The following is an 18,038-nucleotide window of genomic DNA, read 5'->3' on the forward strand; positions in this document are numbered from 1 at the left end:
TATCTTTAATCTAAAAATTCCTTGAATCCAATCCCTTTTTTAGTCAGCCAATCTTTGATCTGCTGAGGTATTTTAGTGTTTGAATACAAGTAATATTTCGCATCATTGCTTTTTGCAATCTCAAGCCTAGAACCCATATCTGATTTAAACTTTGCTACTCCACCATTCTTCCCTTCTAAAATCTTATCCCAATAATTTCCTGATTTTGCTTCCCACCATTTATTTCCGACACCACCATCAAAGTCACGGCCACCTTTTGAGAAGCTTCCATTTCCACCTAACCGCTTGGTCAAATAAGCTTCAAAGTCTTTACCAATAAGCCCTTTGGCACTTGAGACATTATTCGACCCCTTGGTGGATTGTCCATTATTAGAAGTTGATGGCTTACTTTTTGCTGACCCGCTTCCACCTCGACTTCCACCACCTCCAGAACCTCCATTAGGGCCCATACGTCCTGCGCTTGCACTACCACTACCTTGTCCCAAACCTTCTAACGAGTTTTTACCAGGTCTCTTATTATGCCCACTCGGATCCACATATTTTATCGGATTATTACTCACATACGAATACAAATTCAAACTAAGTGGATCATCCAGTTCTCCCTCATACGTATCCTCACCGATGAAACGTGCCATGCCTGGATCATACCAACGTGCTCGTAAATATTGCAACCCTACCGTATCGTCCCAATACTCCCCTGCATAGCGAAGTACATTCGGTACGGTTTCCTCTGTTGTTAAAGGTCCACCCCAGATGTCATAAGTGTAACTGTTCAGCACTTTGCCTGCATCGTCCACGAGGCCAACGACATCGCCATGACCATTCAACTGATAGTATTCCAGTTTACCTGTTTGCTTGTCCTGGCGAGCCCATAATTGCCCATACAGATCATAGATATAAGCATATGTTAGCTCTGCTTTTCCAGATGTTACAGTGGCCTCAGCTATAAGTTTGGCTTCTTCATCGTAATAATAACGAATCGTTTGGTCGCCTTCCGTACGTTCATACAACAGTCCATCTCCATTATAGCTGTAGGTTACCGTTTTGCCTTCACCCGTTGCTTTAATCAGACGATTCTGGCTGTCATACGTATACTGTGCATCCTTTAGACCGTATACCTTACCACTTCCGGTACTGTACCGGTTACCATTTGGGTCATAAGTATACGTTTCTTTTTGCGTACCCGTTTCGGTCTGAATCCGGCTCAATTCATCGTATGTGTATTGATCAGTTTCCCCATTCTGTGTACGGGACGTGATGTTTTTATTACCATCATATTCATAGGCGAACTGTTGCACCGCAGATGTCCCTTGAGAGATCGTGATTCCCGACAGGTCATAGCCGCTGAACTGGTAGCTTGTGCTGAGGCCCTTGCCAAACGACAATTTCTCCAGCAAGCTATTGGACGTATAACTGAATGTCATACGATCTACAGGCGTCGTTCCCGATGCTGCGAGTGCAGAAGCCCCTCCTGAACCCGAAGTAATATCCATGGAGGTTACCCGATTCATGGCATTTACTTCGCCGTGAATGCGCAAGGATTGTCCTTTGGCATCCGTTAAGGTATATCCTAGACGTTGCTGGGTATTGTTTTCGTAATCAAGCCTTGTCCCATCCGGGAATGTCAGTCCGTTCAACATCCCATCTTCAGCACGATAACTGTACGTGGTCTTTCCATAATCATCGGTCATCGATGTTCTACGGCCGATTTCGTCGTAAGTGTAAGAAACGTTGCTATCCGGTGCTTTCATGCTTGTGAGCATGTTGTCACTGTTATACGTATACTCTGTTACTTTCCCAAGTCGATCCTGTTTTTTAATCAGATTGCTTTTTTTATCGTAATATAATGTTGTTGCATACCCGGCTGGACTCGGATGCGTCTGTTTAATGATTCTTCCCAATTCATCATACTGTTTTGTGACTGTTTGCGCATTTGGAGAGACGATTTGGGTCACCTGCCCAAGATAACTGTAGAAATAACGACTTGTTTCTTGTTTCGGTGTTGTCGCAGTTGCGATTTGTCCTAATGCATCGTACGTATAGGTTGTTCTCTGGCCGTTGCCATCGATGGATGTAATTACGTTTCCATCCATATCATACTCAGTTTGTTGTAACGGAACGTAGGCACCATTCCGATATTCTTCCACCGCTGTCACTCGACCGAGTAAATCCATCTTCTCTCGTGTTTGATTGTCGGCAGCGTCCTTATAGACCACCGTTTGGGCCACAGCATCAATGTTGGTAGTTCCAGTGGTTCCGTCCGGATACTGCGTCTCAACCACTTGGCCAAACGCGTCGATCACAAATCTCGTTACGTTGCTCTCAGCATCTTCAGCTGCCGTGACATTACCTTCGCGATCATAGGCGTACTTGTATGTAGCCTCAGCCGTTTGTTCTTCTACCAAAAGACCTAACGGATTATATCGCTCGGCCGTGATAATGCCATCTGGCGATGTACTTGTAATGATATTCTTGACATCATCGTACACCGTGGTCGATTTCGTGCCGTCGGCATGTATAACCTGTAGAAGCCGTCCCTCTTGATCATATTGGTACGATTCCTGTTCACCAGCAGCATTCGTTGTCTTTTCCAGCTCACCAGCTTTCGTATAGTCATACGTCTCTACAAGGGATTCTGCCTTGCCGGCGGCATCATGTACGGTCATGGACCTGGATTTCACCAAATGCCCTGCATTAGCCTGATAACTCAACGTTGCTACGCTGTCTTTAGCTAAATAGCCTCCTTTATCCGTGGTGCTGATGACTCTTCCTTTATCATCCAGCTTCACTTCCGATTCAGTGAGCAACTGACCGCCGTATCCATTTTTAGTTGTGCTCCGTAGAACGGAACCTTGGCTGTTATAGGTTGTTTCGGTGTATCTCTCCAAGGTACTATTAATCTTGCTGGTAGAACGGACAGGCTTGATCCAGTTGTATGGAGCTTTGCCTGTTTCATACGCATAGGTAGATTCCTGTCCTGTACTTTGCTTTTCGGACGTCACCATGCCGTTGGCATCATATGCAATAGTCGTTATCAGCTTTTCGCCAGCACGTCCACCCTCACTAACCCACTCCGTTATTTGAGTCGGAAGGTTTCGCTTCGTCTGATTATCGTACTGCAACTCCGTGGAATAAGTCACGTCATCTCCAGTTAACGTGTGCTTATCTGCGCGAACCAAATCTGGATGAGCTGCAGCGCTAAACGTTTTGGAGAACGTCCAAGTATCTACAGTGTTCTCTGCTTTAACTTTTGTTGTCCATGATGCGGGTTGACCGTATGCTTCCAGGTCTTCTCCAGAATATTCAAAGTTAACCTTGTCCAGAACGCCTTCGCCTTCCGTTGTACTAAACTGGTTCTTGCGCTCTCTTACTTTAAATACGAAATGGGATGAAGCTTCGCCAATCTGCTTCAGCGCAGGAATATATGCATAATCTGTTATAGCTGATGAAGGGCTTGTAATACGCGATAGTAAAGCTGTATGCATCACACCTTGAGCATTTTGATTGCTTTGCAACTCAGGTAAAAAGTTGAATTTCGATTCCGGATAATAATACGTATACGTCGTTGTCCGATCGAGAGCATCTGTGTATTCTCGCAAAATACGAATGCCTTCGTCCTCGCGTTGCGTGTACGTTGCCTTCCGATCCGTTCCGGCAAGCTGTACAGTAACCTTCAGGTTGTCATAAGCAAATGTCAGCGCCTGACCTTCGCTGTTTTCAATTCGTGCAATAGCTTGGTTTCCGTTCAATGTCGTATAGTAAAAATTCACGGTATTGCGGTAGCCATCTGTAATTTGCAACAGTTCTCCGGCTTCATTAAATAGATAATCGTAGCCGTTTCGGATGGATAGACGATAACTGCTAGATACGCTATTAACAGTCACGGTCGCATCTCGCTTAACGGTTAAGTCATTCCATACGTAACCTTCCAGTTCCAGGTTCGCGTTTAAGCGGTAATAGCCCACACCTGGAATCTGAATATACTGATTATCGCCACGTTTTTCCATGAAAGGAATGTCCCAACGCCAGCCTTGCCCCAATCCAGCAGAGAGTTCTTCCTTGCGTGGCGTAACCATATTGGAGTACGTTTGTGTCGTTTCGTCATATTCAACGCCAAGTTGCCCAGTGGCTCTAGCGCTGTCATAGACGCGTGTCAGATCAAACGGAATGAGTCCAGGTAGAGAAAGGTCAGTACTCTGAATCATCATTTCCCCTGTAGCAGTAGAGATGGATTCCGCTCCATAAGACGTCATATAAAGCGATGCGTCATCTCGGATATCGACATGGTTAAGTCCCGTTTCGTCCACGGTCGTTCCCGTACCTGGAGTATCCTCTCCAAGAGCATTAATCGAAAAGTTGTTTTGCTGTGATGAACCCGAAGGGCGTAAACCCTCCATTTGAATCGGTTCGCTTATTTCTTGTGCTTCTAGCCATTTTTCAGCAGCCTCGCCGCCTGTGCGATCTGTCTGTAAAGCTTTATACAACTGGTACAACGAATAACCCTGATCTAGTTTCTTCTCGATCCAATCTTCTTTGATACCAAATTGCTCTTTTAAACTATGGATTGTAATGTAGGTAGCGGAAGGGAGGGAATCCCTACCTTCTGCCGCCGCTGCTGTTTGTCCTCCATATCCAAAAGAACCGAACCCACTAAGAACCAATATGACGCATAACCAAATAATCGTTATTTTCTTAAACACTCCATCACCTCAACCTAAATTTAGACAATCATTAATTAAATGGAAAAATCTTTTTCGTTCGTTTCGTTAAATTACCGTTGCGATCATACTCAAACACAATTTGATCTCCCGTAAATAGAACAACTTTAAGCAGTTGATTGCCATATCCGTACTCATAGCTGTTGTCATTGCGAATGTTCATCCATGCTGCTTTTATGGCTCCCTGAATCGGTTTTCCTTCTTTTTCACTCAGCTTGAGATAATAATTCTGTCCACCTTCAAGCTCCCATTCAAGAACGGTATATTGCTCACCATATACCTGTTCCTGATCTATTGAAGCAGCTACCGGAATGCTCAGTTCCTTATCTGAATACAATTCGATCCGAGGTTCAATGGAAAAATCACCTAATTCCTTTATGGCAATCCGATACTTGTCAGAGCTATACGGACTGAAACGGTAGTACACATTCCCTTGCTGAACTGTCGGAAGCGCCGTCTCTGTGTTTTCATACAAAGTCAGAAACTCCACTTCCACTTCCTTGACCGTAAAGTGCCGATAAGCACCTACAAATTTCAGTGTTTGGGATGACACGTTATGCACCTGAATGTCAGACTTTCCAGGTACAAATTGTCCTCCTGTAGCGTTCTTTCCTTCCTTAACAACAGCTTGATTCTGATTTCGAATAACGTAATCATAGGTTCCTCCTTCTGAAGGAGAACCAACGAGTATAGCCTCATAAGATGAAGTATTTGAGAACAAGAGCGTGTTATTTGGCGTCAAATTCCGCTTGATAAGTGCAGGCTCCTGACTGGAGCTGGCTGTCACAGGAGAGGTATATTGAATCGTTACAGGTTCCGTAGATACTACGGTAACAACAAGCGTTGCACCTGCTGGAATATCCCATGTTGCATGACTCATACCTTCCACGAAATACAATGCTTTATTAGATTTGTCGTAGACCGTATAATCCACAACGGAGTTTACTCCTGCGATTCGTTCAATTTGAGCAGGTTTTGAATCCGGATTCGTAAAGACTGCACTCTGTCCTTGATTGACAGTGATTTCTGTCTCTGGTGAAGGGACTTGATCATCTTGTCCACGGAAAACGCGGTAAATTCCACCATACGTTATGGGTTGATCTGAGATGTTGGTAACAACAACTTTTTTACCACCCAAGACATACGCCTCAATCGCTGTTGCTGTTCTACTGCTTGACACTGTTCCATCTACGTTGTAAATCGTGTAATCATACACCCGCCCCTCACTGCTGGAAGCATCATTTCGGACCCTTTTCGCATCTGAGCTTATGTTGGTAAAGGCATAGCTCTCGCCTTTGTTCAACGTTACGCGCAGATAAGCTGGTTCCTGACTATCCACTACAGAGAAATCATCCGTGTATTCAAATGTTACAGGTGTACTTCCCCCTACGGTAACGACGGCTTCACCACCAGAAGGAATGGTAGCGAGACTTACATTGCTATTGAATTTGTCACTATGTGCTCTGCCGTCTGCCTTATACACCACAATATCAAACAGTGCACCTAATTTTTTGGCGTTACTCCGTATTGGGTTGCTGAGTGAGCCTCCATTATGGAATTTTACCGATTGCCCCGGTGATACCGTAATTTTAGTTAGTGCTTCATTTGGTCGATCCTCTACATCAAAAATGGTGTAAATCGCACCTATGGTTACAGGCTGAGCAGATACGCCTGTGATTACTGCTTTGTTTCCATAGTAAACAACTGGTTCAACCGCTGTTGCTTTTCTTGTACTCCGTTCTGTGCCATCCGGATAATAGGTGACGTAATCAAATATCCGCCCTTGGGTTGTGGACGCATCACTATCTAGATATTCCCGATCGGTACTGTTATTCCAAAATGTCACGCTTTCTCCCTGTTTGAGTGTTACGCGATGGTACGCAGGTTCCATGCTTTCTTCAACCGAGAAATCATCCGTATAACTAAACTCAATTGGGACTTGCCCAACTACGGTCACGACTGCGTAACCTTGTGAGCGAATGATCGGATTAGTATTTTTGTTGAATCCATCCGAATGAACGACGTTTTCTGCTGTATAAAGAACATAGTCAAAAAGGGCTCCATTGGTACTGCTGGCATTGTTTTTTATCGGATTAGCCAACGAACCATTATTACTGAAAATCATAGATTCTCCAGGATATACAGTGATTCGAGTAATCGCATCACCACCGGCTTTTTGGACATCAAATGTCCGATAGGGCACACCATATGTTACAGGCGTTGCTGTAACCAAGGTTACAACAGCGGTTCTTCCTGCTGCTACAGTAGGCTTAGTGGATGTATTCGTCCCTGTAGAACTTTCTGTTCCATTTGGAAGATAAACGACATAGTCATGCTTATCTTTGGTGGAACCATCACTTTGGAGCGCATCTGATTTGGAACTGATATTGGTAAACTGGTAGCTCTCGCCCTGATGTAGAGTCGTACGCGTATAGGCTGGCTCATCACTCCATTCACCGGTATATACTTCGTACGGAAGTCCAACGGTGACAGGCTGTGCTCCGGCCCCCGTAAAGATGATCTCGTTTCCTCCCCCTAAGTATGGTTTGCCGGTTGATTCAAAATTCGAACTAGAAAGGCTTCCATCTTCATTGTAGTTTGCATAGTCATATCTCCGGTCTTGAACTGTGGAGGTATCCGCACTAACAGCTCTCGTTTGTGTTCCTTCATTGACGAACCGATAGCTCTCACCTTTGGACAAGGTGGCTCTATGTAAGGCAGGATTCGAAGATACACTATAAGTAAATTCAGCAGGTATTGTTACTGTAAATGCATTGCTCCCACTTGAAGTCACGACAGCGGTGTATCCTGCTCCTACGGATAAGCTACTAGTCGAATTCATGTTATCCGTTGAAATACTTCCATCTGCTTTATAAACAGCATAATCATAAGAACTGCTTCTCGATGAAGCAGCATCTGTGCTCAAGGATCTTGAGCGAGTTCCATTATTAGTGAAGCTATAGGAATCACCAGGATACATAACTATAACTTGCTCTTCGGCAAATGCCATGGCTTGAGGAGTAAAGAAATCTTCTTCGTACGTATCCTCAGTTACGGTCTGTGCATCATCTACATCTTCCACATCTTCGTCTACACCTTCTGGTTCTTCGTGGATATCCGGATCAATAAGATCTAGATACTCGTCTTCTGTTACAGTTGATTCCTCCATAAAAACATCTACATTCTCAGCGCTACTTTCAGTCATTATTATGGCATCCGATTGATCCGAAAGCGCATAACCGCTAGTTGGATACATGGTTCCAATCAACAACAAAGCCATCAGAAAAACAATAAAACCTTTTCTTAAACTCATGGAATTCATATTCCTCCTTTATGTTTTTCCTCCATTTCCTCCCTCAACAGATGTATAAATGGAGCCTAATAAATCATTATCGTCATTTTCCTTATTTTAGGACATAGTAAATTAGTCCCTAAATTCAGGGACTTTTTTCCTTTTATATTTCAGATAACAATTCAAAATAAACCTGTATTATCTTGATTTGAATAGAATATTAGATTAAATGTAAAATACTATTTCAATTGAGTTGATCGTCTTTCCTATTTTGATTAGGAATTAGATTTAATATCTGAAAAATTAAAAAAGCCGCCAATTGGCGACTTTTAAATGAATCAAATAGGTATCATTCTAGTACATCATCAGCGGAAAACTGGTTACTTTCCCTCTGAATATATACAATACATAAGTACTCCCTTTCGACTTCTCTAGCCAAATTTAGAATGCAATTGCTTTCAGATTGAAGTTGATCCGCCAACTTGCTGCCCCAGAATTGATAGAGCAATTTGAAACCTGGACCTTGCAGCTTGCCCTGCATCTCCAATAGATACGGGGTAACGCCATCCAAAGGCCGTAAATTGCCATAAAAACCGGATAATATGCGTAAATGCTGCTGAAGATACGCCAGTTCCTCATGTTAAAAAACGCCCGGTGCCATATATTGATACTGAATGCCCTCGTAGGCATAGATGGCTGGCGTAAGATTTGCTCTTATATTCATATTTCGAATCCGCTCCACGTTCTGTTCAGCGATTGCATCGTTACACTTCCACATCACTTTGAGCTCGTCATAGGATAACTTTTGAAGCAGACTCAATAGCTGTTCTGACTCGTTTATGAATTGCGGCATCTGCGCGATAGCCATCAAATCGGTGTCGATCTTCATCTTTTTCGCTAGTGATATGATCATTCTCATCGTGCTGATCCATCCTTAATCTACCGTTGTTACTCTCGTTATCCATTGTACAGAATCGGCTATGTGAAGCCAATGGTGAAGCTTACTGTATCTCCTCGCAGTACCTCTGAAATGCATCAAAAATAAACAAGCCAGCCCACGATTGGACTGGCTTGTTTATTCGAATTTCAACACATTAATTTGTTTAGAAAGCAAGGCGTGCATTTTCAACCGCTAATTAGGGAGATACGCTTCCCGCGCCGCTATTTTGCTCTGTTTTGGTAGTCGGCAATTGAATCATTGGCGTGTTGGACCCACTTACATATGGAAGGGCTCCATCCCATTTCTTGATGGTTTCATATTCAACGAGTTGGCTCGATAAGGATTGTTGAAGCTCTTTATTGGCTTTAGCTTGACCCTCTGCTTCGATCAATAGTTTGTCTGCATTACCTTGCGCTTCCACACGCTTGCGTTCAGCCTCTTTTTTGGCGATCTCAAGTTCAGTCGTTTTACGTTCCAATTCTTGAGAAGCTTCGACACGTTTATCGATGGCTTCCTGAGTCTTAGCGTCAGGTTGAGGAACACCTACGGTAACGTTGGATACGATAAAACCTAACTCTTTAACGTCATCAGAGAAACGTTGTTGCACGTCCACGCCTGCATCAGATGACTTTTCACCATACACATCAATGACTGTAAACTTGGAAATACCTTTACGAGCTGCGTCACGGAAACGTGTTTTGAGATATGTATCCTCAATTTCTTGAATGCTAATAGGCCCAAATGTGTTGAAAATAGAAGATACTTTACTTGGTTCTACTTGGTAGTTGTAAGCAAAATCGATTGTGATGTTTTTTCCGTCAGATGTAGCAATTTGAATATCTCTGTATTCCACCGTTTGAATTCGGATCGGATATTTGGTTACTTTATCGAACGCTCCAACCAGTTTCCACCCTTGACTCAGTGTACTATCTTTTACCCCTCCATTGGGTGAATATACGACCCCAACATAACCATTAGGAATTCGTGTGACGAAGAAGGTCACCAGTAATACTCCTACAATAATAACGAGTGCAACTGTAATTGCCCCTACTCTAAACGTCTTTGAATTTTTCATCACCATTCTCCTCTTGTTTGAATTTATTATATTTCTTCAGAATTCTACTACCTATTTTATTGAATAGCGGGATCATTAATGCCCATAGAATAAATGCTAGGATCAAGATTAAAATGATTCCCCCAATAAATGGCATATTCGTCCTCCCCTCTTTGGATGTAACCGAGTACACATTTATAAATACCAACTAATTATATCCTTCTTTATATATACTTTGTAAATTCATATTAGGTTTCAATGATATTCAGCGTCGCTTCCTGTAGACCTCTGTAGATACCAACATATTCGGAATAAGCCTGCCTTAGTCTTGCAAAAAAAAGAGCCATCAAATTATTTGATGGCATTTACCAATGTGTAACTCTATACGAACCAAAATTTATAAACCATTTTACAACAGGCTACTGTCCCTCTGAATATATAAATACATAAGTACTCTCTTCCGACTTCTCTTCTGAAAAAACAAAACCTAACCGATCAAAGCTTTTGATATCCTCCACATCTGTAATTTTCCCCTCAGCCATATATCGTACCATCTCACCTCTGGCCATCTTGGCCCGGGTTGCCTTTTCAACAAGTTTTCCATCGACCATTTGTCCGAACACACAAGTGATCATCCGGGTTTCCTCCTTCAGGAAAGGCGTGATGTTCTTGCTATACTCTTTGGAAGCCAAATTCAGAATACAATTGCTTTCAGATTGAAGCTGATCCGCCAACTTGCTGCCCCAGAATTGATAGAGCGATTTGAAACCTGGACCTTGCAGCTTACCCTGCATCTCCAACCGATACGGGGTAACGCCATCCAGAGGCCGTAAAATGCCATAAAAACCGGATAATATGCGTAAATGCTGCTGAAGATACGCTAGTTCCTCATTTTGAAAAACGCCCGGTGCCATATATTGATACTGAATGCCCTCGTAGGCATAGATGGCTGGCGTAAGATTTGCTTTTATATTCATATTTCGAATTCGCTCCACGTTCTGTTCAGCGATTGCATCGTTACACTTCCACATCGCTTTGAGTTCGTCATAGGATAACTTTTGAAGCAGACTCAATAGCTGTTCTGACTCGTGTATAAATTGTGGCATCTGCGCGATAGCCATCAAATCGGTGTCGATCTTCATCTTTTTAGCTGGTGATATTATAATTCTCATCGTGCGAATCCATCCTTAATCTACCTTTGTTTTTGTCGTTATCCATTGTACAGGATTGGATGGGTAAATCCAATGTCATGGCTTAACTAAATCCCTCATAGTACCTTTAAAAAGACTCAAAATGAACAAGTCAGCCCACAATTGGACCGGCTTGTTCATTCAAATTCAACACATTCAATTGGTGAGGAAGCAAGGCGTGCATTTCAAAACCGCTCTTAGGGAGATACACTCCCCGCGCCGCTATTTTGCTCTACTTTAGTACCCGGTAATTGAATCATTGGCGTATTTGATCCACTCACATATGGAAGGGCTCCATCCCATTTCTTGATGGTTTCATATTCAACGAGTTGACTCGATAAGGATTGTTGAAGCTCTTTATTGGCTTTAGCTTGACCCTCTGCTTCGATCAATAGTTTGTCTGCATTACCTTGTGCTTCCACGCGCTTGAGTTCTGCTTCTTTCTTGGCGATCTCCAGTTCAGTCGTTTTACGTTCCAGTTCTTGAGAAGCTTCGACACGTTTATCGATGGCTTCCTGAGTCTTAGCGTCAGGTTGAGGAACACCTACGGTAACGTTGGATACGATAAAACCTAACTCTTTAACATCATCCGAAAACCGTTGTTGCACGTCCATGCCTGCTTCAGATGACTTTTCACCATACACATCAATAACTGTAAACTTGGAAATACCTTTACGAGCTGCGTCACGGAAACGTGTTTTGAGATATGTATCCTTAATTTCTTGAATGCTAATTGGCCCAAATGTGTTGAAAATAGAAGATACTTTACTTGGTTCTACTTGGTAGTTGTAGGCAAAATCGATGGTGATGTTTTTTCCGTCAGATGTAGCAATCTGAATATCTCTGTATTCCACCGTCTGAATTCGGATTGGATATTTGGTTACTTTATCGAACGCTCCAACCAGTTTCCACCCTTGACTCAATGTGCTGTCTTTTACGCCTTCATTGGGTGAATAGACGACCCCAACATAACCATTAGGAATTCGTGTGACGAAGGTAATACGCCCACAATAATAACTAAAGCAACCGCAATTGCTCCTGCTCTAAACGTCTTTGAATTTTTCATCAACATTCTCCTCTTGTTTGAATTTATTGTATTTCTTCAGAATTCTACTACCTATTTTATTGAATAGCGGGATCATTAATGCCCATAGAATAAATGCTAGGATTAAGATTAAAATGATTCCCCCAATAAATGGCATATTCATCCTCCCCTCTTTGGATGTAACCGAGTACAAATTTATAAAAAGCAACTAATTATATCCTTCTTTATATATTCTTTGTAAATTCATATTAGGTTTCAATGATATCCACCCACTCTGTGAAGGATCAAAATTCTACACTGGAGAGATACAAATAGTGAACCTCCTCAAACATCGTAGTTATTGCTGCTGAAGGAGGAATTATTGTTACTTCTGTATTAATTTTATACTCTGCATATAACGCACTATTTGTTCGGACACATAATGCTTTGGAGTTCTTCATAGGATAAATTTTTATGCAGACACATTAGCCTGCTGAACTCTTTATGGATTAAGGGATATATACAATATCCATACGATCATAAAACTCAAAGAGAACAGGCCAGCTCGTATTGAGCTGGCCTAGATAAAATAACAGTTCGAACTAAATCATAAAACAATCAATTTATAAAAGCTGAATCAGACAATTACTGCACCAATTCCCCTAAAATATAAAAAAATACACTTTAACAATTTATCATGTAAAACTATGAGTCTCTCATTCAGTCCTTCTTAGACAAATTAAAAATAATTTCTGTAATAATGATAAAATTTTAAAATCATTTCTTAGTAACAATCACTTTTTCTGTATTCCCATCCCAATCAATCTGAACTATAAATTCCTCCTCATTCAAAAATGGAGATAATCCTTCAGCTTTCCCTCTAATTACTGTATTAAAAGGAAGCTCTCCTTTAGCATGGATATTTTCACTCATAAATTTATAATTAACTTTTTCAATTGAGGCAGCATTATCTCCTAAGTATTTAATTTCGTAATCATAACTTGCTGTAGAATCATTACTTTGTACTGTCGATGAAACACTCCAATTTTCACTCTCCCCTGTGTAAGAAAACACATTATTTGAGCAAGCCGATAAAGTTAACAGTACTAGAAGAAACAAGATACACATTATTTTTCTCACAATAAATTCCCCTTTATAGTTGAAATTTGGTAAATACTAGTTTATCATATAATATATCCGAAAAAAATACATCTTAGGAAAATGGAGGAATATTATGAATTTCAAAAAAATCATCACCCCACTTATCGCAGTCGCTCTCATCTTTTCAAGTGGAAATTCTGTTATGGCAGCACAGGAGAACCCAGACTATGACACAAGCAAATATACTATTGTAAAAAAATATGATGACACTAATTTAGACACTTTCGGCATCCAATCAGTTAACGAAACTCTTCCTAAAGTCGATTTAGAAGTTTCCGATGATTCAGAAAATTTCAACTATAAACTTTTAGAGAACACCACTCGTCCTTTGTACGACCTTCAAAACAAAGAAACAGGCGAAATTGTCACTCAATATGCTACAGATGTATCACTTCAAGCAACAAATGGTCAACTTTCTAGCAACAATACATTCAAAGAATTTAATATGAAAGTATATGGAACTGTGTATTATATCTTCACAGGGAAGAATGGTAATTACGTAACTATAGATAAAGTATCTTTTAGATGGGAAAACAATGGTCGTACACCAGGTACTAAGGATCATAGTATTTCAGTGCAACAATTTGGAGCTTCAGAAAATATTGCAAAAGTTAATCAGAATAAATCAGTAGACTTTAAATTGGTGAGCCATGGCACAGTACTTGTAAGAGAATGGAACTGGACACCAGTGTTTGCAAGCTACGACGGATCATCAGTAGCCGTAGATTTTAAGGCTGTTGCAGTTGATGCCATTGGTGGAACAACTCCAATTAACTGGGTTTTAAGAGTATACTAAACTGCTAAATAAGTATAGACCTCTTTTGAAAAGAGGTCTTTTTTACTACTTATAAAGAATGAAGAAATTCTCATTATTATTTTCAACTATTTTCTTTTAATCAAACCGTAATAATTCTTTAACAACATTCAACAACCAGCATGCTCTATATTTTTTCCAATCTTATGATGCGATTCAACTTAAAATACACTCATGTTATCATTTTCTACTTAATTAACCATCAAAATCATAAATATAGATTTGAAATCGCTTATTATGATTTTACTTTAATACATCATCTCGTAAAATCATGCTGCCCAATGGTCAGCAGCGTCGGCCTGCTCTTGCTCCACAGCGAAGTGGCAATCTTCGGATTGTAATAATACAGTGCTCCATTCGTAGGATCCACGCCATTTAATGCTTTGCGTGCTGCCTTATAAGAGGTCGCCGTCGGTTTAGTATTAAACTGTCCATCGTCCACCGCCGTGAACTGACCTTTCTGGAAAATGACCTTCGAGATCGATGACGGGAATGCATCCGAATGAACACGATTCATGACAACCGCTCCTACAGCGACCTGCCCTTCAAAAGATTCTCCGCGCGCTTCACCATGGATCAGCTTCGCCAACTGGCGCAGTGTCTCGCCTTCGGCTTTGGCCTTTTTGTTCAGTCTGTTCAGTGTCGCCGGACCTGCAACTCCGTCCGCACTTAGTCCTTGCGCTTGCTGGAACTTGCGGACAGCGCTTTTGGTGATCGAACCGTAATAACCGGTCATACCGGCGTCAAAATACCCCAGGTCGCTCAATTGCTCCTGCAATTGCAACACATGTTCACTGCGAACGCCCTGTTCCAGCTTCTGTGCTCCCGCAGAAGGCGCTGCTACGGTCAAACCGACAGCCATCGCACAAGTACCGAGAAGCATACCCACTCGTCCTGTTCTTTTGCCTGCCTTTCTCCCTCTCCGATGAGTTACTTTTCGGCTAACGGTGATAGGCTCTATGAAGTCAGCACTCAACTGCACATCAGACCCCTCAATTGTACTACCGGCTCTAATCCGTACATCCTCACTGCCCGTGTACTCCAAATTTTTCGTAAACGTCATGTTATTCATAATATTAGTGACCTCCATCTCTTTCGTAGGTTTACTTTCATCCACAACATACACACCATACATTCCGTTTATCTCACTACGTCCATTACTGTTATTATCGCGGTACGCTACATGTATGTCGTTATTTCCATGTACTCGCACCATGTCAATCACGTTGTTGTGGCTTCCATTTATGCTATTCGCACGAGTCGCTTCACCCATCTTATTATTTTCATTGAATTCATTCATCTGATCCATTTCACGCTTGGTCTGCATCTTTTCGTTACCCTCCATTTTCTGAATCCAGATCCCATTTCTCTCCCCTGAATCCTCACGGCTCTACATCCCGAGTGTCATTATAGGATATAGAAAAAATGAAGTCTATCGGACCGATGGAGCATGTAAAAATGAGTCTTGGACACAACAAAAAAAGGCATGAGCCCATGGTCGTATCAGGGTCACACCTCTTCTTGTATCAACCTTGTACCGCTTGTCTAGCCCCCGTTTCCGTAGGCAGGCAGACCCGTACAAAAGTTGCGCTTGAATATAATGACAATTACTCGGCGAGTTCTTGTCCCTTCGTTTCCCGGCCCCAGAACAGCACAGCCGCTGCGCCAATGAGGATGGTCACGAAGAAAATGGTGAAAATCAGGCTGATTGCCACTTCACGCTGAACCAGCATACCGACCATCAGTGGAGCAAGTACCCCACCGATCCGGCCTACCGATGTGGCAAGACCCACACCTGTCGAACGAACAGAAGTTGGATACAATTCCGGGCTGTAGGCGTACAGACCACCCCAGGCTCCCAGGTTAAAGAACGAGAGGCAGATCCCTGCGGCCAGGATCGTCGCTTCCGTTGTTGCCAGTCCGAACGCAATCGCACTGCATGCAGTCAACGTAAGATAGACAACAAGTACGAACTTGCGACCGTAACGTTCAATGAAGTACGCTGCGGTGAAGTAACCTGGCAACTGTGCGATCGTCATGATCAGCACGTATTGGAAGCTTTTAACCAACGTAAATCCTTTCGCCATCACAACCGATGGCAGCCATAGGAACATGCCATAATAAGAGAAAATGACGGTAAACCACAAAATCCAGAGCATCAACGTTGTACGACGATGTGGTGCTGACCAGACGGTAGTCACTTTCTCGCGGAACGTGATTTTACGAAGCTTGGCATGATTCTTATACCGCGGCGGGTCCTGAATGGCACGACGCAGATATAATGCGTAGAACGCCGGAAGTGCACCAATGGCAAAGGCAATTCTCCATCCGTACTCCGGGATGACAAAGTTGGCAATGAGCGCGGATACAATCCAGCCCCCTGCCCAGAAACTTTCCAATAATACAACGGCACGTCCACGTTCCGCTGTAGGCATCGACTCCGATACCAGTGTGGATGCCACGGGCAACTCTCCGCCAAGTCCAATACCTGCAACCAGACGCAGTGCACACAATACGGCAAATCCAGTCGCCAGTGCAGATAGACCGCTTGCAATCGTGAAGATTAACAAGGTCCACATTAGAATGGCCTTCCGTCCAAAACGGTCCGCAAGTGCCCCTGCAAGCAAAGCACCGAGTGCCATACCGATCGAGTTAATACTCGTAAGCACCCCGACTTGTCCGGGACTGAGACTCCATTCCTTGGCGAGTGCAGCCACGATAAAGGAGATCATACCCACTTCCATCGCATCAAACAGCCAGCTCATACCGGCACTGAACAGCAGCTTACGCTGCTTGGGATTCCGCAATACTTCCAGTTTGCTCATCACTTATAGCTCCCTTGATCTCTATGTAGTCACTCTGACACTAAATCATTATTATGCAGAATGCTCGAGAAATCAATGCAAAATAAGCTTTTCCTTCCGATTTCTACGATACCTCACCCCTTGAGTGAACCCGCTGTCAGACCTGCAACGAAGTAACGCTGGAGTAACAGGAACAGCACAATCATCGGAATAGCAGTGACAAGTACACCCGTGAGCATCATCGGATAGTTGGTTACATACTCCCCACGGAATTGCATCAGTGCGAGTGGTAAAGTCAGTTTGGACTTACTGCTGAGCATGAGCATCGGAATAAGCAAGTCATTCCATACCATGACGAGCAGGAACGTCGCTGTTGCCGCCAGCGAAGGTGCAGCAAGTGGCAGTGCAATCCGGGTATAGAGCCTCCATTCGTTTGCTCCATCCATACTGCCCGCTTCCAGAATCTCCGAATTGAGCATACGCATGAAGCCTGTCAGCATGAACACAGAAACAGGCATCAGCATTGCGGCGGATACGACAATCAGGCCCGTCAGACTGTCCGACCATCCAAGCGTCCGCGTGAGGGAATAGATTGGCAGCATGCTCACCTGGGAAGGAACAATTAGGCCTGCCACGAACAGCGCAAATACGATTTTGCCTACGCTGCCGCCCCAGCGGACAATGGCGTAAGCAATCATGCTGCTCAGTACTAACTCAATCGCAACCGTACCGAGCGTTACGACCAGACTGTTCCCGAAGTATTGCCACATCGGCTGATTGCGGAACATGCCAATGACGTTATCCCACGTGAACGGGTCCGGCCAGCTGAATGGACTGGTGAAGAAGTTGCTGCTTGTTTTGAACGAAGATACAAATACAAAATACAGCGGAACAAGAATCAGCAGCGCGTACACCAACAGGATCAGTCGATTGAACCATTTTAAAACCATATAAACTCCCTCCCTTCTTTTTTAAGTCTATTAGGTCAACTTCGGTGCCGTTCAGGTTCGCCGTTCGGATGGAACGGTTACGACAAATACT

The 18,038-nt window shown here is 42.9% G+C and carries 9 protein-coding genes and 2 pseudogenes; 1 reads left to right on the forward strand and 10 read right to left on the reverse strand.

The features are described 5' to 3' along the window. Positions 1 to 5 precede the first annotated feature (5 nt). The 7 genes and pseudogenes from MKX40_RS20475 to MKX40_RS20505 form a co-directional block, all read right to left on the reverse strand. Complete coding sequence (locus MKX40_RS20475; protein ID WP_339235606.1) at positions 6 to 4,700, reverse strand: RHS repeat-associated core domain-containing protein; 4,695 nt, start codon at positions 4,698 to 4,700, stop codon at positions 6 to 8. A gap of 31 nt (positions 4,701 to 4,731) precedes the next feature. Beyond that, complete coding sequence (locus tag MKX40_RS20480; RefSeq protein WP_339235609.1) at positions 4,732 to 8,031, reverse strand: hypothetical protein; 3,300 nt, start codon at positions 8,029 to 8,031, stop codon at positions 4,732 to 4,734. A 328-nt stretch (positions 8,032 to 8,359) separates the two neighbouring features. Further along, positions 8,360 to 8,929 (reverse strand): annotated as a pseudogene (locus MKX40_RS20485) (YaaA family protein). A 217-nt stretch (positions 8,930 to 9,146) separates the two neighbouring features. Further along, positions 9,147 to 10,025, reverse strand: coding sequence for an SPFH domain-containing protein (locus tag MKX40_RS20490; RefSeq protein WP_339235611.1), 879 nt, complete (start codon positions 10,023 to 10,025; stop codon positions 9,147 to 9,149). Positions 10,026 to 10,423: 398 nt separating this feature from the next. Further along, positions 10,424 to 11,176 (reverse strand): peroxide stress protein YaaA, encoded by a 753-nt coding sequence (gene yaaA / locus MKX40_RS20495; RefSeq protein WP_339235613.1) that lies wholly within the window; start codon positions 11,174 to 11,176, stop codon positions 10,424 to 10,426. Between the two features lie 215 nt (positions 11,177 to 11,391). Further along, positions 11,392 to 12,260, reverse strand: a pseudogene (locus tag MKX40_RS20500) (SPFH domain-containing protein). Between the two features lie 735 nt (positions 12,261 to 12,995). Continuing rightward, on the reverse strand, positions 12,996 to 13,358 hold the full coding sequence (locus MKX40_RS20505) for a hypothetical protein (RefSeq protein WP_339235615.1): 363 nt from the start codon (positions 13,356 to 13,358) through the stop codon (positions 12,996 to 12,998). A gap of 94 nt (positions 13,359 to 13,452) precedes the next feature. Between MKX40_RS20505 and MKX40_RS20510 the strand changes: the two genes are divergently transcribed. Next, complete coding sequence (locus MKX40_RS20510; RefSeq protein ID WP_339235617.1) at positions 13,453 to 14,175, forward strand: hypothetical protein; 723 nt, start codon at positions 13,453 to 13,455, stop codon at positions 14,173 to 14,175. A 274-nt stretch (positions 14,176 to 14,449) separates the two neighbouring features. On the opposite strand, the gene MKX40_RS20515 is transcribed toward MKX40_RS20510, so the two are convergent. The 3 genes from MKX40_RS20515 to MKX40_RS20525 all read right to left on the reverse strand — a co-directional run bounded on the left by MKX40_RS20515 (position 14,450) and on the right by MKX40_RS20525 (position 17,947). Next, entirely contained in the window at positions 14,450 to 15,520 is a 1,071-nt protein-coding gene (locus tag MKX40_RS20515; protein ID WP_339235619.1) for a cell wall hydrolase, read from the reverse strand. Between the two features lie 280 nt (positions 15,521 to 15,800). Further along, complete coding sequence (locus tag MKX40_RS20520) at positions 15,801 to 17,018, reverse strand: MFS transporter (RefSeq protein WP_339235621.1); 1,218 nt, start codon at positions 17,016 to 17,018, stop codon at positions 15,801 to 15,803. Positions 17,019 to 17,131: 113 nt separating this feature from the next. After that, positions 17,132 to 17,947 carry a carbohydrate ABC transporter permease gene (locus MKX40_RS20525; RefSeq protein ID WP_339235623.1) on the reverse strand — a complete coding sequence of 272 codons (816 nt, stop codon included), beginning with the start codon at positions 17,945 to 17,947 and terminating at the stop codon, positions 17,132 to 17,134. Positions 17,948 to 18,038 lie beyond the last annotated feature (91 nt).

Source organism: Paenibacillus sp. FSL R5-0517 (assembly GCF_037974355.1).
In the GTDB taxonomy this organism is placed as follows: Bacteria; Bacillota; Bacilli; order Paenibacillales; family Paenibacillaceae; genus Paenibacillus.

Bases quoted from the DNA above. Each gene is read 5' to 3' on its own strand.
- MKX40_RS20480 (WP_339235609.1), bottom strand. From the start codon at position 8,031: ATGAGTTTAAGAAAAGGTTTTATTGTTTTTCTGATGGCTTTGTTGTTG.
- MKX40_RS20490 (WP_339235611.1), bottom strand. From the start codon at position 10,025: ATGAAAAATTCAAAGACGTTTAGAGTAGGGGCAATTACAGTTGCACTC.
- yaaA (WP_339235613.1), bottom strand. From the start codon at position 11,176: ATGAGAATTATAATATCACCAGCTAAAAAGATGAAGATCGACACCGAT.
- MKX40_RS20510 (WP_339235617.1), top strand. From the start codon at position 13,453: ATGAATTTCAAAAAAATCATCACCCCACTTATCGCAGTCGCTCTCATC.
- MKX40_RS20515 (WP_339235619.1), bottom strand. From the start codon at position 15,520: ATGCAGACCAAGCGTGAAATGGATCAGATGAATGAATTCAATGAAAAT.
- MKX40_RS20520 (WP_339235621.1), bottom strand. From the start codon at position 17,018: ATGAGCAAACTGGAAGTATTGCGGAATCCCAAGCAGCGTAAGCTGCTG.
- MKX40_RS20525 (WP_339235623.1), bottom strand. From the start codon at position 17,947: ATGGTTTTAAAATGGTTCAATCGACTGATCCTGTTGGTGTACGCGCTG.